Origin of the sequence: Virgibacillus siamensis (assembly GCF_900162695.1) — a bacterium.
GTDB classification, from domain to species: Bacteria; Bacillota; Bacilli; order Bacillales; family Amphibacillaceae; genus Lentibacillus; species Lentibacillus siamensis_A.
The window spans coordinates 695653-716541 of the sequence record NZ_FUIH01000007.1 but is presented as its reverse complement, the minus strand read 5'-3'; the positions used below and the strand labels follow the sequence as shown (position 1 = coordinate 716541).

24 protein-coding genes are annotated in these 20889 nt (G+C 41.4%); 5 read left to right on the top strand and 19 right to left on the bottom strand.

The annotated features are described in order from the left end of the window. The 16 genes from B1K71_RS07200 to B1K71_RS07120 all read right to left on the bottom strand — a co-directional run bounded on the left by B1K71_RS07200 (position 1) and on the right by B1K71_RS07120 (position 12947). Positions 1-435: a HicA family toxin-antitoxin system gene (locus B1K71_RS07200; RefSeq protein ID WP_077325497.1), complete on the bottom strand. Its 435-nt coding sequence runs from the start codon at positions 433-435 to the stop codon at positions 1-3. Between the two features lie 60 nt (positions 436-495). Continuing rightward, a complete protein-coding gene (locus B1K71_RS07195; protein WP_077325495.1) occupies positions 496-1107 on the bottom strand; it encodes an ABC transporter ATP-binding protein in 612 nt (203 codons plus the stop codon). Next, positions 1100-2068 carry an ABC transporter ATP-binding protein gene (locus B1K71_RS07190; RefSeq protein ID WP_077325493.1) on the bottom strand — a complete coding sequence of 323 codons (969 nt, stop codon included), beginning with the start codon at positions 2066-2068 and terminating at the stop codon, positions 1100-1102. Before B1K71_RS07190 ends, B1K71_RS07195 begins: the two co-directional genes overlap by 8 nt. Positions 2069-2081: 13 nt before the next feature. Continuing rightward, positions 2082-2948, bottom strand: coding sequence for an ABC transporter permease (locus tag B1K71_RS07185; protein ID WP_077325491.1), 867 nt, complete (start codon positions 2946-2948; stop codon positions 2082-2084). Then, positions 2945-3931: an ABC transporter permease gene (locus B1K71_RS07180; RefSeq protein ID WP_077330099.1), complete on the bottom strand. Its 987-nt coding sequence runs from the start codon at positions 3929-3931 to the stop codon at positions 2945-2947. Before B1K71_RS07180 ends, B1K71_RS07185 begins: the two co-directional genes overlap by 4 nt. Before the next feature lie 20 nt (positions 3932-3951). Next, positions 3952-5550 carry an ABC transporter substrate-binding protein gene (locus B1K71_RS07175; RefSeq protein ID WP_077325489.1) on the bottom strand — a complete coding sequence of 533 codons (1599 nt, stop codon included), beginning with the start codon at positions 5548-5550 and terminating at the stop codon, positions 3952-3954. 119 nt (positions 5551-5669) lie between these two features. After that, positions 5670-6494 carry an urease accessory protein UreD gene (locus B1K71_RS07170; protein ID WP_077325487.1) on the bottom strand — a complete coding sequence of 275 codons (825 nt, stop codon included), beginning with the start codon at positions 6492-6494 and terminating at the stop codon, positions 5670-5672. After that, on the bottom strand, positions 6487-7107 hold the full coding sequence (gene ureG / locus B1K71_RS07165) for an urease accessory protein UreG (protein WP_077325485.1): 621 nt from the start codon (positions 7105-7107) through the stop codon (positions 6487-6489). Before ureG ends, B1K71_RS07170 begins: the two co-directional genes overlap by 8 nt. A 42-nt stretch (positions 7108-7149) precedes the next feature. Continuing rightward, positions 7150-7836, bottom strand: a complete 687-nt coding sequence (locus B1K71_RS07160; RefSeq protein ID WP_077325483.1) for an urease accessory protein UreF — start codon at positions 7834-7836, stop codon at positions 7150-7152. Next, positions 7826-8284 carry an urease accessory protein UreE gene (gene ureE / locus B1K71_RS07155; RefSeq protein WP_077325481.1) on the bottom strand — a complete coding sequence of 153 codons (459 nt, stop codon included), beginning with the start codon at positions 8282-8284 and terminating at the stop codon, positions 7826-7828. The genes B1K71_RS07160 and ureE overlap by 11 nt, the downstream gene beginning before the upstream one ends. Positions 8285-8294: 10 nt before the next feature. After that, positions 8295-10013 carry an urease subunit alpha gene (gene ureC, locus B1K71_RS07150; RefSeq protein WP_077325479.1) on the bottom strand — a complete coding sequence of 573 codons (1719 nt, stop codon included), beginning with the start codon at positions 10011-10013 and terminating at the stop codon, positions 8295-8297. Next, positions 10013-10333 (bottom strand): urease subunit beta, encoded by a 321-nt coding sequence (locus B1K71_RS07145; RefSeq protein WP_077325477.1) that lies wholly within the window; start codon positions 10331-10333, stop codon positions 10013-10015. The genes ureC and B1K71_RS07145 overlap by 1 nt, the downstream gene beginning before the upstream one ends. Positions 10334-10445: 112 nt before the next feature. Then, a complete protein-coding gene (locus tag B1K71_RS07140) occupies positions 10446-10748 on the bottom strand; it encodes an urease subunit gamma (protein ID WP_077325475.1) in 303 nt (100 codons plus the stop codon). 612 nt (positions 10749-11360) lie between these two features. Beyond that, a complete protein-coding gene (locus tag B1K71_RS07130; RefSeq protein WP_139343371.1) occupies positions 11361-12158 on the bottom strand; it encodes a DUF817 domain-containing protein in 798 nt (265 codons plus the stop codon). Between the two features lie 74 nt (positions 12159-12232). Then, positions 12233-12454, bottom strand: coding sequence for a helix-turn-helix domain-containing protein (locus B1K71_RS07125; protein WP_077325469.1), 222 nt, complete (start codon positions 12452-12454; stop codon positions 12233-12235). Positions 12455-12464: 10 nt separating this feature from the next. Further along, on the bottom strand, positions 12465-12947 hold the full coding sequence (locus tag B1K71_RS07120; protein ID WP_077325467.1) for a DUF2975 domain-containing protein: 483 nt from the start codon (positions 12945-12947) through the stop codon (positions 12465-12467). Between the two features lie 273 nt (positions 12948-13220). Here B1K71_RS07120 and B1K71_RS07115 point away from each other — a divergent pair, with 273 nt between their 5' ends. Next, a complete protein-coding gene (locus tag B1K71_RS07115) occupies positions 13221-13997 on the top strand; it encodes a cytochrome c oxidase assembly protein (protein ID WP_077325465.1) in 777 nt (258 codons plus the stop codon). Continuing rightward, entirely contained in the window at positions 13987-14412 is a 426-nt protein-coding gene (locus tag B1K71_RS07110; protein WP_077325463.1) for a hypothetical protein, read from the top strand. Before B1K71_RS07115 ends, B1K71_RS07110 begins: the two co-directional genes overlap by 11 nt. A 98-nt stretch (positions 14413-14510) precedes the next feature. Here the strand turns inward: B1K71_RS07110 and B1K71_RS07105 are convergent, their stop codons facing one another. Both B1K71_RS07105 and B1K71_RS07100 read right to left on the bottom strand, forming a co-directional pair. After that, on the bottom strand, positions 14511-16229 hold the full coding sequence (locus B1K71_RS07105) for a GMC family oxidoreductase (protein WP_077325461.1): 1719 nt from the start codon (positions 16227-16229) through the stop codon (positions 14511-14513). A gap of 23 nt (positions 16230-16252) precedes the next feature. Then, a complete protein-coding gene (locus tag B1K71_RS07100; protein ID WP_428848859.1) occupies positions 16253-17002 on the bottom strand; it encodes a gluconate 2-dehydrogenase subunit 3 family protein in 750 nt (249 codons plus the stop codon). Between the two features lie 130 nt (positions 17003-17132). Here B1K71_RS07100 and B1K71_RS07095 point away from each other — a divergent pair, with 130 nt between their 5' ends. Beyond that, complete coding sequence (locus B1K71_RS07095; RefSeq protein WP_077325459.1) at positions 17133-17810, top strand: hypothetical protein; 678 nt, start codon at positions 17133-17135, stop codon at positions 17808-17810. Positions 17811-18016: 206 nt separating this feature from the next. Here B1K71_RS07095 and B1K71_RS07090 read toward each other — a convergent pair whose 3' ends face one another. Beyond that, positions 18017-18202 (bottom strand): hypothetical protein, encoded by a 186-nt coding sequence (locus B1K71_RS07090; protein ID WP_077325457.1) that lies wholly within the window; start codon positions 18200-18202, stop codon positions 18017-18019. A 308-nt stretch (positions 18203-18510) separates the two neighbouring features. Between B1K71_RS07090 and B1K71_RS07085 the strand changes: the two genes are divergently transcribed. Beyond that, the gene (locus tag B1K71_RS07085; RefSeq protein WP_077325455.1) at positions 18511-19866 is read left to right on the top strand and encodes a cytochrome ubiquinol oxidase subunit I; all 1356 of its coding nucleotides are present in this window, start codon (positions 18511-18513) and stop codon (positions 19864-19866) included. Continuing rightward, positions 19863-20879 carry a cytochrome d ubiquinol oxidase subunit II gene (locus B1K71_RS07080; RefSeq protein ID WP_077325453.1) on the top strand — a complete coding sequence of 339 codons (1017 nt, stop codon included), beginning with the start codon at positions 19863-19865 and terminating at the stop codon, positions 20877-20879. The genes B1K71_RS07085 and B1K71_RS07080 overlap by 4 nt, the downstream gene beginning before the upstream one ends. Positions 20880-20889 lie beyond the last annotated feature (10 nt).

The following is a 20889-nucleotide window of genomic DNA, read 5'->3' as shown; positions in this document are numbered from 1 at the left end:
TTATCCCTCTTTCTGTTCTTTGACCTTTTCATGTATTCTCTTCTCCGCCTTTTCCACTTTTTCATCCTTCACCTTACGTCTTGGTTTCGGGTGGAACCATTCCAAGTTCCCATTACGGATAATACCTTTAAATTCTTCATCATCGATTTTTAATTTGAATTGATGTGCTTCATGTGATTGATCTGCCAGAAATGGTTTTACCTCAATATCATCAACTTCATCCAGAGTGTCATCTTCACCAACTAATCGGTAAATTTCACCCTCGATCCATTCCAAATGATCCGCATCAACATCTTGTTTGGGGTGGGGATGCAGCCATTGGATTCCATTTTCATGAAAGTTGCCTTTAAACTCTTTGCCGTTCAATGAAAAACTAAAACGATGACGTTCATATGTCCGTTTCTCATATACTTTTTTGACCTCAAAATTATCCATCAAAATACACCTCACAAGTCTGATTTACTTATTGCTTTACCCTAAAATACGTATTCCTATTCACGGCTTTCTTACAAGTTCATCAAAATTGATAACACGGCTGCTTACCCGTCTCAATAGGTGCAGTTCATGACTGATTGCAAGTATACCAAGGTTATGCTGCTTTGCCAATCGGTGTATGACATTCCATATATGTGCTTGTGTCGTTGCATCCAGCATCGTGGTCATTTCATCAGCTATCAAGTATTTTGTTTTTGAGCACAGTGCACGCGCAAGGCAGATGCGTTGCAATTCATCGCCCGAAAGTTCACTCGGAAAGCGGTTTAACCAGGCTTGACTAATCCCCAAATCGTTTAATAATTCGGGACTTGGCTGACCCGCTTCGAAAAGTATCTTTTTAATTCGCCATCTCGGATTGACTGCTCTTTCCGGATGCTGCCACACTAATTGCACAGGCTGAGGTCCTTTAATCGGATAATGCTTATCATCTGCCTTTATATAACCTTTATCAGGTTTAAAATAACCGGCAATTATTTTCGCCATCGTCGTTTTCCCTGAACCGCTTTTTCCATATAAGCCAACTATTTCGCCAGGGTTAATGTTGATATGAATTTGATTGAATAAGGCAGAATCGTTATCATAGCGGTAGCTGATTCCTTTTACTTCAAGCATAAAAACACCTTACCATCCCATCTTTTACATTTAAAAGCTCGGGTCTTTTTTGTTTGCAGCGGTTTGTTGCAATGGGACATCTTGGTTCAAAAACACATCCCGGTATCCTTTCATCCGGCAATGGCTGGTTTCCCTTAAGGGGGATAAAATCATTTTGCGGTAACGCATTCCATAATGCCTTCGTATATGGATGTCTTAAGTTTTCTCCTTGTCCACTGAAATCTTTGGCATTTGCTATCTCAACTGTTTGTCCTGCATAGAAAACAGCAATTTTATCCGCAATTTGCAAAGCGGCATCAATATCATGCGTAATAAACATAATACCCTTCCCCTGATCAGCCAGCTGCTTGATGAGCCGGATTGTTTCCCCACGTGCATATTCATCCAATCCGGGTGTAGGTTCATCAGCTATAACCAGCTTTGCATCACTCACCATCGCCATCGATACCAATACTCTTCTTGCCATGCCGCCGGATAATTCAAACGGAAAACGTTCCCCGGTTTCCGGAGATAAACCAACTTGCTGAAAAGCCTGTTCTTGAATTGCCTTTTTATCCTTGCTTTTGATGACAGATTGCACCTGTTTACCTGTTTTCATTAACGGGTCAAGCGCATTTATGGATTGGGGAATCAGTGAAATAGCATGGCCGCGCAAACGAATTTGTTGTTCCTCCGAAAGTTTTTCTCCATTAAAATTTATCGTACCATTCACTTTTGCATTTTCCGGAAGTATACCTAAAACTGCATCTGCCAATAAACTTTTTCCGGAACCGCTGGCACCAACAATCGCAACAATTTCCCCCTCATTAATTGATAAATCAAAGTTGGTGATTACGTCAATGTCTGATTCCTTCAACCCTTTCTGATATTGCCGGAATGAGAGGGAAAGGTTTTTCACCTCAAAGAGCGGATGCACCTTATGCGTATAAGCTTGCTTGTATTTATTTTGTGCAGTCGTCATTATTTCAACTCCTTTAGATTTGTTGGCCATTGAAGGGATCCAGCAATTTCCGCACATTTCGCCCCAGCATATCGAAAATTCCAACCATTACCAATAACGATAAGCCCGGAAAGAATGCCAACCACCACATACCAGTGGATAAATACCGCATTGATTCAGATAAAATGATACCAATTGCCGGTTGTTCGGATGACAATCCAAATCCCAGAAAGGTAATCGCCGCTTCATGTAAAATGGCATGTGGGAACAGCAGAATAAAGCCTACTACAAGTTGAGGAATTAAATGTGGCAGCACATGATGTACAGCAATCCAAAAACGCGATTTCCCAAAACTTTTGGAAACAGCCACATACTCCGTGTTTTTTATTTGGAGAACCTCTGCGCGAAGTAAGCGGGTCAAGCTTGGCCAATGGGTTAATGCAATACCAATAACAACCCCTTTAAACCCCCCGCCAACGGAAAACGAAATTAATATTAGGATCACAATATGCGGTACTCCAAGAAATAGATCGATGAGCCACGTCACCATCGAATCCATCATTTTATTCGAGGCAGCAAGCAGACTTAAGACCAATGCAATAACCGCGCTTATGGATGCAGCCAATATCCCAACACCAAGACTAAGTGTAAGTCCTTTTACCGTCCGTATAAGCATGTCCCTGCCCAGCCAATCCGTTCCAAAAGGATGGGAAAACGACGGTTCATTATTTTTAATTTGAAAATTCACTCCCTGATTTTCCGGCCCAACAAACATTCCAAATGCAACCATCACCGCTAACAAGAGTATTGCAATTACAATAGTTGCTGCAGCTTTTTTTTGGGGATTGAGTCTGCTGATGCGCTTGATTGATTCTGTTTTTATGGTTGCTCGATCGATCATTGGAATCCTTCCCTTCTAATCCGCGGATCGATCACCTGATACAATAAATCAGCAATCAGATTACCAACGAAAATAAACAGCGCACTAAATAGAGTAATACCTAACAGGAGCGGCACGTCACCGCCCAAACCAGCTTGTACCGCAGCTTGACCTAGACCAGGATAGGAAAATACCTGCTCTGCCAGCACTGCACCTCCAAACAGTTCTCCGAAAGAGGCGAAGTGAAGCGAGATTGCCGGCAGTGAAATATTTCGCAGCCCATGACGCCAAAGCAGTGAAAACCCTCGTTCTCCTTTTGCTTTGGCAAATCGGGCAAACTCACTATTAAGCACATCAACCAATTTTTGTCTTGTGTGCAGTGCTACATTTGCAACACCAACAATACTCAAAGTCAAGGCAGGCAAAACTATATGTCTGGCACGCTCTATTAATGTTACATCTTCCGTTACGATACCGGCTGGAGATGCCAGCCCAACTGGAAACCAGCCAAGCCATACCGAGAAAAGCATTAAAAACAACAAACCTAACCAAAATGCCGGTGTCGAAGCAAGTGTGAAACAGTATCCCTTGATGATTCGATCTATTATTGTCCCCTCACGCATACCTGCAATTATACCCAGTAAAAACCCGATGACACCTGACAAAAACCAGGCAGCTCCCATCAATGCCAAGGATGCAAGGAAGCGTTCCGCAATGATTTCTGCTACAGAATCACGATATATGACAGACGTTCCAAGATTGCCGTGCAGAACAGCACTCGCCCAGTTTATAAACTGCTTCGGCTTGGATTCATCCAGACCCCAGTATTCAGCAATATTTTCTCTTTGCTCCGGACTCACCTTCGTTATATCCGCCCCGATATAAGCTCGGATTGGATCGATTGGTGAATAACTTACAAGCATAAAAGATAATATACTGATTGTAATAAGTAATGTTACTAGTTTCACAGATTTTTTCAGGACGTACATTATGATTTGTTTCATTGCAATTTCCTGCCTACTTTCTATCTTTTCCAATGCCATGATTCAACAAATTCTGTTACTGGCCAACCATGTGCATGAGGCTGAATTTTTTGTTCACCGATTACCAGGTCTTCACTTACGAAATAAAGATGTTTTAGATTCACCAGCCAAACCCACGGGGCATCTCCCTTGGCAGAAAAACCAGTATCTCCATCCCATTGTGCCTTTTTCCAATACTTGTTTGCCTCTTTTTGTGTTGTTGCATGCATGGCTTTATTCAAATAAGTATCCACCACAGGGTTGGAGTAATAATTTGCATTATAAAAACCTTTGCCCTTCGTTTTACTGCTGAACAAGTTATATATTTCCAAAGGATTATGACTTCCCCAGCCCATCATGACAGGATTGGCATGCATTACGTTTTCTAATTCATTCCAGCTTTTCCCTTTTGTTTCGATTTGAATTCCCAAAGGTTTCATCATATCCGCAAAAGCGATTGACAGGGATTGCCGGATTTGATCACCTGTAGGGTAATATAATGTGAACTTAGCTTTAAGTCCATTTTTTTCCCGCACCCCATCATCATTGACCTTCCATCCGGCATCTTCGAGAATCGCCTTTGCTTTTTGTATGTTCCCACCGGCAATTTCCGTTTTTGGATTCCACCATGGTAAATGGTCTGCAACTGTATAAGCTGGTGTGCCATATCCTTCCAATACCCCATTTGCCAATGCCTGTCTGTCTGCGGCAATATTTAAAGCCTTACGGATTGCCCGATTGGCGGTAACATCATTGCCAATTGGCGCCCCATCAATCGTTTTTCCTTTATCAGGTACAAAAGGGAGCATGATACCCCGGTTATCAACACTTTTCAATTCAACAAGACGCATTCCCTGTACATTTTCTTTTGCAAATACTGGAGGCACCGACACAACATCAACCTTACCGGCCTTTGCTGCCGCAAAGGCCGCATCCTGTGATAAAAATAAGAAAGTAAGTTTTTTGAAATAAGGCTTTTCCCCGTAATAATATGGATTTGCTTTTACAATCAGCTGCTGGCCTTTGTTCCATTGCACTAATTGATACGGTCCCGATCCAATCGGATGCTCATTATACGTGTCACTATATGCATGTTCCGGTACAATCCCAATGGTTGTTAGGTGATAAATAAAAGTGGAGTCCGGCTGTTTCAACGTGAATTTGACCGTTTGCGGACCTGTTTTCCCGATATGCTTCACATTCGTCAAATCAATTACAGAATTACTCGTTTTAGCTGTTCTATATGTAAAAACGACATCTTTTACTGTAAGAGGTTTACCATCCGAAAACTTCACATCATCCCGGATCTTCACCGTCCATTCCAATCCATTGTTACTGACATTGTAACGAACAGCCAAGTCCTTGTTGATATTAAAATTTTTATCGTACGTCAACAATGTACTTTGGAAAAGCGGTGATCCATATCTGCCCCATCCTGTTGTCGGATCAAACCCATTTTCCGGTTCCCCGCCTATCGCCAAAATCAATTCATCTTTCGCGTTATAAGCAGATTTTGATCCGTCATCTTCTTTTCCGGCACAAGCAGATAAAGTGCTGATCATCATAATAGACATAATTAAAAGCATAATTCCACGTTTCATTCTTTCAACCCCCATTGCTTGCAATCTTCTAAAAACGTTGTGAAAAATTATATAAATATTCAATAAGGCATCTTTAGAATGCCCGACAATCCTTTCAATGGTTTGCCGGGCTGAACAGTTTAATATTTTCTTAGAAAACTTGGTTTAGTTTGAAACCATTCCTGACTTATTATATGGTGACTTTTTGAAATAATTCGCTCAATTATCTGTGTTGAGTTTGCCAATACCCTTATGGTAAAGCCCGGAACAGCGAGTTCTGAGATTCCAGCCTTAAAATCTTCCGGTTCCTGTTGCAGCATCTCATATAGTTGATCAACAAGTTCGGAGTCAACCTTATCACTTATTACGATAAAAGATCCCAAGTGCGTATATCCTTCCATGAAACCTATCCCGCTCATATGCTGTTCTTCCGGATTCAATTTAATATGATCGTAGGAGATAAGCTCCCCAACCATATAAAATTCATTGACCAGCCGCAAAGAATCATAACTGAAATCACTTCTATCCGGCGACCATCCAGGTGTCAAAATATCAGAATAAAGCAATGTTGCCCCTTTTGCCATATGAAAAATATTTCGTTGCAAGTATCGCGCATCCTTGTATGCTATTAAAGGATCGGGAAGATACTCCAGGTAACTTCCTTCTTCAAGATGAAATTCAGCCTCCTGGTATGCACGTTTATTTGGTGTTTTATATATTTTTGTGGCCGATTGAGTTGTTAAAGTGAGTTTAGCCTTTTCACCAAGTGCAATTCTCATCCGATATGTGTCACCATCCAGATATCCGCCACCCGGGTTCAGAACATAGTAACTGGGGTGGCTGGATTTATGGTGGTAAACGGGTCGCATGATTTTAAAGGCGCCTTGAAAATACAGGTTTTTCGTAACTGTTTTTCCGTGACGTTTTTCTGCATCGAGTTCAAGGATTCCTGTCCAATCAGACATCTTGTTCTAAACCTCTCAGCAATGCATTGTCCTTAATCCAATCAACCACTTCATTAAGACCGGTATTATCTTTTAAATTTGTAAATACAAACGGTTTATTTCCGCGAAACACTCTTGTATCTGATTCCATAACATCCAGGTTGGCACCGACAAATGGGGCTAAGTCAGTCTTATTGATGATAAACAAATCGGATTTTATCATCCCTTGTCCGCCTTTTCGGGGAATTTTTTCGCCCTGGGCAACATCAATAATATAAATTGAAAAATCAACAAGCTCCGGACTGAATGTAGCCGCTAAATTATCCCCGCCGCTCTCGATAAAAATAAGCTCAACATCAGGGTGCCTATCCTGTAATTCTTCCACCGCTTCGGAATTCATTGACACATCTTCACGAATCGCAGTATGCGGACATCCGCCGGTTTCCACACCAATGATTCTGTTTTCTGGAAGAACGCCATTTTCATTCAGTATTTTAGCATCTTCCTTTGTATAAATATCATTGGTTATGACCGCCATACTGATTTCTTCATTCAATGTACGGGTTATTTTCTCCACCAGTTCTGTTTTGCCCGCTCCCACAGGTCCTCCAATTCCTATCTTAATTGGTTCCATTATCAATCACATCCTTTTATTAGAGTTATACCGTTTAACTTACTAAGACATAAAAATTCTTACATTCACCCGCTCATGTTGCATCTGTGATAATTCTATTCCAGGCGATATTGCCCCGAAATCCATTTCGTCCAATTGTTCAATTTTGTTGACTGCGGCCTGCAGTTTTGGCCGAAACGAATAAATAATTTTTTGTCCGGCTGTTTGACCTAATGGAATAGCCCGCACAGCGTTTTGTACAAGATTGACAATCGTTGAATATAGATAATATAAAATGGTTGTTTGTTTTGGAACGTTCAAATGATGTCCAGCCATTGTGAACACGATAGCTGAATGTCCAAATGCTTTCTTTTGCCTGACTCGGTCCTTATATAAGGAAAGCATTGGGGCACCATAAATTGATTCCGCGATTTTCGCCATATGTTTTCCCATCTGCTGGGTACCTTCCCTTGTTTCCCGTGCAATATTTTGTACTGTCAATAAGCGATCCATTTTCCAGATGGTATCGAGGCTTTCATCATCCAAAGCGTCATAAACAATTCTCGCTGCCAACCCGTCAGCATATACTAACTGTTCCATCAGATAAACCTCCAGCCAATCTGAAAATGTTGTCTGATCACATACCTTATCTGACTGAATATAGCTTTCCAGTCCGAATGAATGACTGAAAGCACCCGTCGGAAAATTCGAATCGCATAATTGGAACAATGACAACACATTATGATCCATGACTGTGTCCTATATGACGGAAGGCTTGTTTAACTTTTCTGTCTTCCCGTATAAAAGGAATGTCGAGTTCAACTAACAACTCTTCCACGAGATAATCATACTGCACAAGCATTTCCTCACCCTCAAACTGGGCTGGAAGGTGCCGGTTGCCCAGCTGATGGGCAATCGTACCCATCTCATACATATTTCGCGGTCGAATAATCAATAAATCGTCACGCTTAACTTCAACCATAATAATATTCTGATCATCCATATAAAGTACATCGCCAGCCTCTAAATCATGCGGGTTTTTAAGGCGTATTCCCAAATCCCTGCCATGGTCGGTTTCCACACGCTGGATACGTTTCATCAAGTCTGCACTTTCCAAATGTACCTTTTCTAAATGCCGTTTATTTCGTTCGTCCGGACTAAGATCATTTATATTTGTTACAATCTCCTCAATAATCATTTCATTCACCTCAAAACAAGAAATAACGTTGCCCCATTGGCACTGTATCAACCGGATCACAGGTGATAAGCTCACCATTAATTTTCACTTCGTATGTTTGTGGATCAACATCAATATCCGGTGTCTCGGAATTAAGCTTCATATCCTTTTTAGTAAGTTGACGGATACCATGCACCGGCAGAATAATCTTCTCAAGCCCCAATTTTTCCTTGATGTTATCATCATAAGCTGCTTGTGATACGAAAGTAATTGAACTGTTTGTCAACCCTTTTCCTATCGCCCCGAACATGTGGCGGTAAATCATCGGTTGTGGGGTTGGAATGGTTGCATTCGGGTCACCCATCAAGGCAGTGACTGCCATCCCGTTTTTAATAATCATATCCGGTTTTGCACCAAAGAATTTCGGATCCCAAAGTACAAGGTCAGCCATTTTACCGACTTCAATCGAGCCGACATAATCCGATATGCCATGCGTGATAGCCGGGTTAATGGTATATTTGGCAACATAGCGTTTAGCCCGGTTATTATCCACGTATTCGCTGTCACCCTCCATCGTTCCCAGTTGTTTTTTCAATTTATCGGCTGTTTGCCAGGTTCTGAGCACAACTTCCCCGATGCGTCCCATTGCCTGTGCATCCGAACTCACAATACTGAATACACCTATATCCTGTAAAATATCTTCCGCTGCAATTGTTTCGGATCGAATACGTGAATCTGCAAAGGCAATATCCTCAGGAACAGATGCATTTAAATTGTGTGCAACCATGACCATATCCAAATGTTCATCAATTGTGTTAACTGTATATGGAAGAGTTGGGTTTGTTGAAGCTGGCAGTACATTCATCATCCCGGCAGATTTAATTAAATCGGGAGCATGTCCGCCGCCAGCACCTTCTGTATGATACATATGGATACCACGACCATTGATGGCCTTCATGGTATTTTCAAAAAATCCTGCCTCGTTCAACGTATCCGCATGCAAAGCGATTTGTACGTCATACTTATCAGCAACCCGTAATGCATGATCGATGACGGACGGCGTTGCGCCCCAATCCTCATGTATTTTCAGCCCGATTGCACCAGCCAGAATTTGCTCTGCCAAAGGCTTATCTGAAGCGGCATGGCCTTTTCCGGTCAATCCAACATTAATCGGAAAGTCTTCCAATGCCCCAAGCATCCGGCTGATATGCCATGGTCCCGGTGTTGCCGTTGTCGCCCTTGAACCTGCACCGGGACCGGCACCACCGCCAATTATTGTTGTCGTTCCATTCGTAAGTGCAACATCAACTTGATCCGGATTAATAAAATGAACGTGCGTATCAATCGCCCCAGCAGTAAGAATTTTACCCTCTCCGGAAATAATCTCAGTTCCTGAACCGATAATAATATCAACATTACTTTGAACCAGTGGATTTCCCGCCTTGCCGATTCCCGAGATATTTCCTTCACGGATGGCAATGTCCGCTTTATAAATCCCGGTATAATCGAGTACAAGTGCATTCGTAATAACCGTATCCGGGACACGCTCATCTTCCTCGCGTGTAATTAATGGATGTTCGCCCATTCCATCGCGAATGACTTTTCCACCGCCGAATACAACTTCTTCCCCATAGGTTGTGTAATCTTTCTCAACCTGAATAAATAAATCCGTATCCGCTAAACGGACAGAGTCCCCTGTGGTCGGCCCGTACATTTGGGCATACTGGTCTCTGGGCATCTTAAAACTCATTATTTATCACTGCCTTTCAATGGTCCATCCACCTTATTATGAAAACCATAAACTTCCCGTTTTCCTGCATAATCAATTAATTCTACTTCTTTTTCATCACCAGGTTCAAAACGGACCGCGGCCCCCGCCGGAACATTCAGCCGCTTTCCGTAAGCCTCGTCGCGTTCAAATTCCAATGAATCATTCACTTCATAAAAATGATAATGCGAGCCAACTTGAATCGGTCTGTCTCCAATATTAATGACCTTGAGCTTTGAGGCAGACCTGTCAGCATTACAAACTATTTCCTCATCCTTCAGAATAAATTCTCCTGGAAACATTTCATCAAACTCCTTTCTTCGTCCGGGATCCTACCGTACAGTAGATAACCTTGAATCCGCCGCGTTTGTTCCAAAGTCCGCAAACCCGGTTACATTTCCGTCATAATGTTATTCATCGTATCGGATTATGCACTGTCACTAATTTTGTTCCATCCGGAAAAGTAGCTTCCACCTGAATATCATCTATCATTTCAGGAATTCCTTCCATTACATCATTTCGTGTTAAAACTTTTGCCCCATATTCCATTAATTCAGCAACTGATTTACCATCCCTTGCACCTTCCATAACCTCATATGTAATAAGTGCCATTGCTTCAGGATGATTTAACTTCAGCCCCCTCTGTCTCCGCCTTTTTGCAAGGTCCGCTGCAACCACAATCATCAGTTTGTCCATTTCTCGTGGTAACAATTGCATAGTCTAACCCTCCTCGAACGTATTCTAACTTTAGCATTCCCTTTTATTTTGCTCTGGAAACGTTTTTACACTAACTAGCAGGAATTCATGAATTGGAAACCAATCAATAAAACCTGTTTTATCAACTGTCTTGTTGTAAAGGTGCTGCCAATCCACAGAGTTGTTTGCAGCATAATTAACGGGCAATACACCCGCCGTCAAACAATTCACGAAATAAACCCAAATCAGGGGATTCAAAATTTTGCCTTAATACTACAGGCAGTTATTTTTTTTAGATCTAAAAAAAGTTTAATCAAGTGTGTCATTCATTTCCGAAAACTGATAGAGAAGGTGATTCTCCTGAATGACTTGTGGGGGAACTACACTTTTATTACCGGTAGATTAACCGGTATGAAATGAAATAAGGAATAATTATCGACATCCTGCTTCATCGAATAGTTGGAATGACGGGAATGTGTCTGCACACTCAAAGTTTTTTGGGGGGCAATTCAGACACTTTTTAATTTGATTTCGCAGTGTTCGATAATTGATTCTACCCTATTTTACATATTTTCGCCGGGAAATCAAGTGTTTTTTATTTTTAAATCTGCAACGACCATGATAAGTCCATGGTTAGATTGATTTTTCCGCTTCATCGGAGGAAGTTAGTGGCATTTTTCCCTTTACCTGCTTCAACGCAGCCACAATCAGGAAACTGACAATCACTAATAAGAGCCATGAACTCACCTTTCCTAAATGAACAAGACTCCATGCATCTGTCTGGTTTGGATATTCCCAGGCACTGAAGAATGTTGCGATGTTTTCGGCTATCCATATAAAAAATCCAATGAGCACAAATGAAAACACGATCGGCATACGGTAGCGGATTCCACCAACCTCATATGTTACCCATGATTGCCAAAAAATGATAATAACCAGCCCGGATAACCACCAACGAACGTCTATCCAATAATGGTGGGTGAAGAAATTCAAATAGATTGCAGCCGCCAGTGGTACAACCGTTAAAAACGGCGGCCACTTAACCAATTCTATCTGAAGCCTTCTCCATGCCTGACAAAGATAACTGGCAACACTTGCGTACATGAATCCGCTGTACAAAGGCACACCGAAAACTTTGAAATATCCTTCTTCCGGATAAGACCAGGAACCCATATGCACCTTAAAGATTTCAAGCGTAAGTCCAATAAGGTGGAATAATGTTATAACCTTTAATTCATCCACGGATTCAAGTCCGGATCGCACCATCCAAACCTGCATTAAAAGAAAGATGATCAGCAGCCAGTCATACCGGGGCAGAAGCGGGGGCGGCATGATCTGGGTGATGGCTAAGGAAACAAAAATGACGACCGGAAACAGACAAGACAGGGCCTGCTCCCAGCCAAAACGGACTAGTTGTTCCAGTCCTCTAATCATTTGCGCTTTCGCGGTTTTTTTTCGGGAAACTTCAGAAAAACTTAATTTCATGTGTGACTTCCCCTCTCACATTATGACTGGATGTTGTCATCATTTCTGTATTCCAAAATATCTCCCGGCTGACAGTCCAAAGCCTCGCAGATTGCCTCCAGCGTTGAAAAACGAATCGCCTTTGCCTTTCCATTTTTCAGGATAGAAAGGTTAGCCATCGTTATACCAACCTTTTCCGACAGTTCGGTAACGCTCATTTTCCGTTTCGCCAGCATGACATCAATATTGATTATAATTGCCATTTTATTCACCTCAGACCGTTAATTCGTTTTCTGATTTGATAGCGATTGCTTCTTTTAAAAGCTTTTGAAGAACAGCCGCAAAGACTGCAATCACCATTGATGCAAAAATAATGATCATTCCAAGCACGATAATACCTGGTGCATCGTCTTTCTCCGCTACAAGATAAAAAAGCGGCATGCCTGCTATATAAATGACACTGATTATGATTGCACAGTATTTTATATTTTTTAGAGCCGTTACTGATAATGATGAGAACGCGATGTTCCTGTCAATATAACGTAATAGTCTTAAAGCCTGATACAAAGCAAAATAAAATGGAATTGCTGCTCCGTACATAACAATTAATAAGTAAAATTTCATAAAAACGATCTCCGGATACAGTTCTGCCGCATATTCCGCTATAATAGGCACGGGAAATATGCACAAAGCAAGAACCGGAGCCCCAATAAGAAATACAGCCGCCTTTAAAAAAAGAGTCGACCCTTGTTTCATCAAAAACACCTCACATTCATAGTTTCATTTTCATATTAAACTACAATTTATCGAATTACAATAAATAATTATTGTTTCTTATAATATTATTATTGTTAGAGAATTATGTATTTCATTTTAGGCAAAAGAAAAAACATTCCCCATCTATAGTGAGAATGTTGTCCTAAACAGCCAATGTGTTAATGGATTTGTGCGTTTTGTTATAAACCATCAAACCAAACATAAAATAATTTATGATAATTCAAGAATAAACTTTGAAGGAAAGGAGATTTAATGCAGCTTGATGTTTTGCTTATAAATCAATCGGTTTGGAATCTACCCTTATTCATGGGACTTGTCTGTATATTTGTTTTATATATATTGGCACTGAAACGATATACGGATATCAACATCGTTCATAAACAGTCACTTCTTTTTTTCCTTGGCTTGGGATTATGCTATATCACTACAGGAAGTCCAATAGCCGCTATTAGTCATCTTTCATTCAGTACACACATGCTGCAAATGAGCATTCTATTTTTTATTATCCCACCGCTCCTTATTCTTGGGATACCCGGTCAACTGTCAAAGGTACCGGCTATGAAAGGATTCAACAAACTTTTTTTACCACCGGTTATTTCGCTGTATGCTTTTGGAATATTATTCCTGATGTATCATCTGCCTGTATTTTTAAACATTTTTTCACAACATACCCTTCTCCATAATGGGTATATGTTGTTACTTTTTATTCTGTCAAGTATGTGGCGGCCAATTACAGTCCATGACCCAAGGCATCGTCTATACGGCAGGCAAAAAAAGCGTTACGCAATTCGCAGTGGCATGATACTGATGCCGGCATGTCTAATATTCATCCTGAATGCCTTTACAGATGGAATTCAAAATCCCTTCCTCACTGAAATCACAGCACACCTTTGCACCCCTTCCCAAATTGATTCTGCCAAACTGCTTCCTCTTCCTTTCAACACCAACTTTGACCAGATAATGGCCGGAACCTTAATGATGGGAATGCACAAATTCAGTATAATGCTCGCATTTCGGCTTGGAAAATAGCCGCAATGCGAGCATTATAGAGAAAATAGAAGAAGCCTGGGACAATTGTGCGATTATCGCTATCGCAAGAATGATGTCAACTGCAATAGACCATATTTTGAAAAAAAGTACCGTAAAACCAGCGTTATATCAACCTTCTGAGGTGAATATCAACCATCAGACACATAGAATCAACCAACATTGGACAGGAATCAACCTTCACCCGGATGGAATCGACCTTCAAGGCGAGGGTATCAACCTTTCGAAGATGAAATCGACCTTCAGGGCCAGGTATCAACCTCTCCAAGATGAAATCAACCAACAAGGCGAGGGTATCAACCTTCACCCGGATGAAATCAACCTTCAAGACAAGGGAATCAACCTCTCCAAGATGAAATCGACCCTCAAGGCAAGGAATCAACCTCTACCCGGATAAATTCAACCTTCAAGACAAAGGAATCAACCTTTCCAAGAATGGAATCAACCTTCAAGGCGATGGAATCATCCCTCGCCGGTCGATTTCCCTCTAATGTGCTATGCAAGCATTCCGCCTTTTTTATTGAATTTCATGATTCCTTCCGCTGCCCGGTATGCCAATGCTCCGACTGTACCTGTCGGGTTATATCCTCCATTATGCGCAAATGCTGAAGCACCAACAACAAACAGATTTTCCATATCCCACGCTTGTAAGTAATTATTTACCGCTGATGTTTGCGGATCGGCCCCCATAATAACACCGCCTGTATTGTGCGTTGACTGGTACGTCGTGATATTATACGGACCAAGCTCATCCATCGAATCAATTTTATCCGCTCCCATTTCTTTTAAAATTTCAGCGGATTTTTTGGAGGTAAACTTGGCAAGTGCTTGATCCTGCTTTTCAAAATCATATGTCATCCGTACAACCGGATCACCGAATGTGTCTTTATAAACCGGATCGAGATCCAAATAATGGTGCTTATATGGCATGCTGGCCCCCATAGCACCAACAGACAATGTCTGATTAATATAATTCAGGGAATTTTTCTTGAATTCCTTTCCCCATACAGGTGATCCTTTTGGTATCGGATTTGAGGCAATCGGCCTTTTTCCGGTCTGCGTAAGCGATAAGTACCCCCCATGAATAAAGTCGACATCTGAATGATCGAAATTATCCCCGTTAAAATCATCGATAACCATACCAAGTGCACCCGCGCCCGCAAAATTATTAAACTTTTGATCCTTGAAATAGCCGGATGCTGCTCCCTTTACTACCTGATATGCATAGTTCTTCCCTATTACACCTGTTCCTGTAGAAGAATCATACGGTTTTCCGATCTTGGAATTCAGCAGGAGTTTTACATTGTTAAAAACATAGCTTGTTAAAACAACTACATCTGCCGGCTGTTCAATTTCCTCCCCTGTTGTTACATCCGTATAGAGGACACCGGTAGCCTTTCCCTCATTATTATGCATAACCCTTCTGACCCATGAGTGTGTACGAAGGTCAAATTTTCCCGTTTTTTCTGCAACAGGCAGAACCGTTACGACCGGATCCGCCTTTGCACCGTATTCACAGCCGAAGCGCTCACAAAATGCACAATACTGGCATGCAGACCTGGAAATTCCATCCGGGTTCGTATACGCTTCCGATAGATTTGCTGAAGGTATCGTATAAGGATGGTATTTCAGATTTTCAGTCGCCTTTTTAAACATTTTCATCTGTGGTGAATGTTTCATCGGCTTTGTCGGATACTTTTCCGAACGTTTGCCGCCAAGCGGATTTTCTTCTCCGGATATTCCCGCCATTTTTTCAAACTTATTAAAATAAGGCTCTAACTCATCATACGTAATCCCCCAGTCCTGAATCGTCATATCCGCTGGTATTTTATTCTTTCCATAGCGGTCTATCGTTTTGCTGCGAATCTCAAAATCATAGGGAAGAAACCGAAATGTCTGACCATTCCAGTGCACACCGGCACCACCAAGACCGTCGCCAAAAAGGAAAGAACCATACTGGCGCATTGGAAGTGCACGCATCTTTTCATTTCCACGGAATGTAATCGTATCTTTTGATAAATCCTGCATCAGTTCATAACGAATTGCATAGCGCAGTTCATCATGAACCATATAATAATCTTCCGTTTTTCGTTCTTGCCCCTTTTCCAATCCAACAACATGCAGTCCCTGCTTTGTTAACTCGGAAGCAATAATGCCTCCCGCCCAGCCAACACCGGCAATGACCACATCTGCTTTAGGAAGCTTTTTTACCATGTTTGTCACCTCAATTCTTAAATTCACATATGATCATGCAGGCTCTTCGGTTCAATATCCTTGAATTCATCTTCAATTATATTTGTATAATTCATTTGGTTACCCGGATAATTTCGCATTCTCCAGCCATCCATATCACGATTTCCGCCATATAACGGGTCACTGTATAAACCCTCCAGTGTCAAACTGCGCAGTAAATCAAAAAATCCACTTGCAGAAATCGTGGTCAGCTTCACATTATCTTCCTGGAAATCTTTCAAAATCTTGTCTTGCTGTTCCTCCGACAATTCCGTGAATCCTTTTTTGAACTTTTGATGACTGTAATTCTGCAATTCACGCAAAGCAATTTTAAAAATCTCCCGTCGCTTCAACCTGCCCTGGTAACCTTGTTCCTTTTCACCATGAAAAAATGGCGGCTGCATATAATCTCTTGCGTTAAACCCGTATGAACCGGCAAGCTGATGGTCAATGAAAAATGCAACACCTAAATCATGCGCACCGGGACCTTCCTCATCTTTTGGAAAAATCCGTTCCGTTGCCGCATCGACTGTTTTAAATTCCGCCTGCGTAAAAAACATTAAGGCTTGATTATAGTTTTGTGATTTTTTAGCTGATTTGTTCTTATCGTCATCATCGGTGCCCCATGGGATAACACCGCCAAGAACGCCACCTACTGCCAGACCGCCTACAGCATATCCGGAATTTCGTAAAAACTTCCGCCGGGACATGTCTGTTTCTTCATGCTTATTTTCATCGTCTGCCAATGAACTCACCTCCTAAACCTTCCGCGGATAAATAATTCCCCGGAAGAAATTTGACCTTATTATGTCACCAAAAATAACCAATCATACATACAAAATTTTGGTGCACACTATAAAATAATTTGGATTTGGAGGGCTTCATATGAATAAAGTGAACAAATTAATTACCATTGGGCTTATTTGCACGCTGCTGACATTCTTATCTGCTTGTATGAATCAGCAGGGGTCCATGAATACGAATGCTGAAAAAGCAGACCCGGATACAGCAGATACCGCCAATCATAATGATCTTAATGACCCATCTGTTATTCCGGGTGAATCCAGTGATAAAAAAGGGACGACGAACAAGGAAGGTACTTCATACAGTGGAATGGGAAAGGATTTATATAGTTCCATCGGCAGTTCGGGAATTCATGCCGGGGGGGTTTCTTCCTACTTTGAATCAATGCTGAAAGGGGTTGGGATAACCGGAGTTAAAGTATTTGTAATTGATGATTCGGTTGTGCTTGCCCGTAAAAAACAAACAACTACGAGCCACAAATACGATGATATGCAACAAAAGCTCCTTAGCGGCACACAGGGCATGTCTGGAAAAGGTGAACCACAAGGGGTCAATGATACAGATAAAAATCAGCATGACAACATGGTTCAGGCGAAACAGGAAATCAATGATATGTTTAACGGCAATGTCAAAATTCTTACAGCAACTGATCCAGAGGCACTGGACCTGATTAAAAGTATCAAAGAAAACATCAAATCGGAAACGTATGAACAAGCATCTGATGATTTGTTAAATCTGCTTAACATGACGCGAAAATAATTGAGGCTGGGACAAAAGTGTTTATCCGAACAACTAAATGAAAAATGGAGCGTATAACCGCTCCGGAAATATACTTCGCTAAATCGCTAGATTGTTCGTCTTTTGAATCACACTTTTTGATATGTCCCAGCCTCGTTATTTTTTCCCTGCACTCCCAATGTCTTTGTCCGTTAATCCAGCCTCTTCACACCGGTTTCCGGTGTTTTTTACTGTCTAAATAAATCACGAATATTCTCTTTCTGGGTTTCCAAATAAAAAATCGCTGCTTCATCCATCATTTCACTCAACGGTTGATTCTTCTCCCAGGCGAATTGCTTTAACTCTACGTATGCATGATTACTCACTCGTATGTGCGTACCCTTTTTGGCTGATTTATTATTGGTGACTGTCATGATACCACTCCTTACTATTTTCTACCTGCTTACTATTTTAACGGTTTACAGTTGAATATAACAGAATAACGTCGGATAGCCTGCCTTCTAAAATGCGGATAAAAGAAAGCTTATTTCTTTCGTTAACAGGGAATATCAAGCACAACAGATTGTTAAACGCTTACGCTAAAAATTACGCCATCCTTGCTTCTGAAATGTCATATATCCGCCATAGCTCTTTTATTACAGAAAGCTTATACTAGCTTCAAAGGCATAATACGGTTAACCGCCACATTCTCGCTAACAAGTTTTTAAGGAGGGTTTCGGCAATGGATACAGTCTTAATTGCCAGACTTATTACCGCAATGACACTCGGATTTCATATTATCTTTGCAACAATCGGTGTTGGTGTTCCGCTTATGATTTCTCTGGCAGAACTTATCGGTATTAAAAAGAATGATCCACATTACCTGATGTTAGCCAGACGTTGGACACGAGGATTTGTCATTACCGTGGCAATTGGGGTTGTAACGGGAACAGCGATTGGCTTGCAGCTGTCACTCGTGTGGCCCAACTTTATGCAGGTTGCAGGAAACGTGATCAGCCTGCCGTTATTTATGGAAGTATTCGCATTCTTTTTTGAAGCAATCTTCCTCGGTATGTATTTATACACGTGGGATCGATTTAAAAAACCAATTACACACTGGCTGCTGTCATTGCCAGTCATCATTGGCGGTGGTTTTTCCGCCATATTCATTACAACGGTCAACGCATTTATGAATACACCTGATGGATTTACTACGGAGGATGGTACGTTTACCGCGGTAAATCCGATTGAAGCTATGTTGAACCCTGCTACCCCATCAAAGGTGTTCCATGTATTGAGCTCTGCATATCTGACATGTGCTGCTCTTCTTGCTGCCATTGCCGCTTTTATGATTCTGAAGAAAAAAGTAACCGATCAGGGTGTTGCCTACCATAAAAAGGCATTGAAACTTACCCTGACCGTTACGTTCATTTTCGCATCGGTTAATTTGCTGTCGGGCGATATTTCTGCTAAATTTCTCGCCAACCACCAGGAAGAGAAACTGGCGGCAGCTGAATGGCATTTTGAAACCGAAAATAATGCTGATTTAATATTGTTCGGCTGGCTGGATGAAGACAATGAACCAGCAGGAGAAATCCGCATCCCCGGCGCATTAAGTTTTTTGGCACATAGCGATTTCAGCAGTGAAGTAACCGGGTTGGAAGAGTTCCCCGAAAATGAACGGCCGCCGCTCTGGATACACTATATGTTCGATTTAATGGTCGTAATCGGCATGATTTTGGCAGCCATACCACTGCTATATTTTATCGTTACAAAGATAAAAAATTGGAATGCACATCATAAGCTGATGCTGTCACTAATTGCTGTGTGCGGACCTTTAGCATTCCTTGCAATCGAGTTCGGCTGGATACTTGCAGAAGTTGGCCGGCAGCCATGGATTATCCGCGGGTATATGCGAGTTGAAGAGGCCGCGACCTCTTCTGAATATATCGGTCTGATGTTCTTCCTTTTCCTGGGCCTGTATATCGTCTTAGGAACATTATGCGTCATTACGTTACGGAAGATGTTCCGGAATAATCCAGCAGAAGAAGAGTTGGAAAAACAATACCCAACTATTGAAAAGGGTGATATCGAATGAGCTATGAAATTATAGGGATTAGTGTGCTGTGGATTTTTCTGTATGGCTATCTGATTGTAGCCTCCATTGACTTTGGTGCAGGGTTTTTTGCATATTACGCAAAAATCACCAAACATGATCACATCATGAATCAATTAATTTCCAGATACTTGTCACCGGTTTGGGAAGTTACTAACGTATTTTTTGTGTTTTTCTTTGTCGGTGTTGTTGGCTTTTTCCCTGAAGCAGCTTATTATTATGGGTCTGCGCTTCTGGTTCCCGCAAGTATTGCAATCATTTTGCTTGCAATCCGTGGTTCATTTTATGCATTCGAAAATTACGGTTCCAAGCAAAGCAGCATATACATGTTCCTTTATGGAGCAACCGGATTGTTGATCCCTGCATCATTATCTATTGCCTTAACATTGTCGGAAGGCGGATTTATTGTTGAACAAAACGGCGTCGTTTCACTTCAGTATCTGGAATTGTTCACCAGCCCTTATGCATGGAGCGTTGTATTCCTTGCCATCGTTTCCGTGCTTTATATAAGTGCTGCATTCCTGACTTTCTATGCATCACGGGCAAACGATAAGCCCGCTTTAAATTTGGTTCGGAAATATGCATTATTTTGGAGCGTTCCAACCATCATCGCCAGTTTAACAACATTTATCGCATTGAGTCAGCACAATGAACGGCACTTTGAAGCTATGCTCGATCTATGGTGGATGTTTGGATTGTCTGTTGGATTTTTCATGATTGCGATATGGCTCATCTATGAGAAAAAATATTTTGGCATTGCCTTTATAAGTGTCATGCTGCAGTTCTTCTTTGCCTTCTTCGGCTATGGAAAGGGACATTTGCCATATATACTGGATCCATATATAACCATTAGTGATGGTGTTACAAATGATTCGATGGCCATTGCATTAATCGCGGCATTTATTGGAGGTTTATTATTGCTGATACCTTCACTTATTTTATTGATGAAACTGTTCCTGTTCAATGCTGACTATGTCAAAGGTAAACGTGACTGATATGATTTCC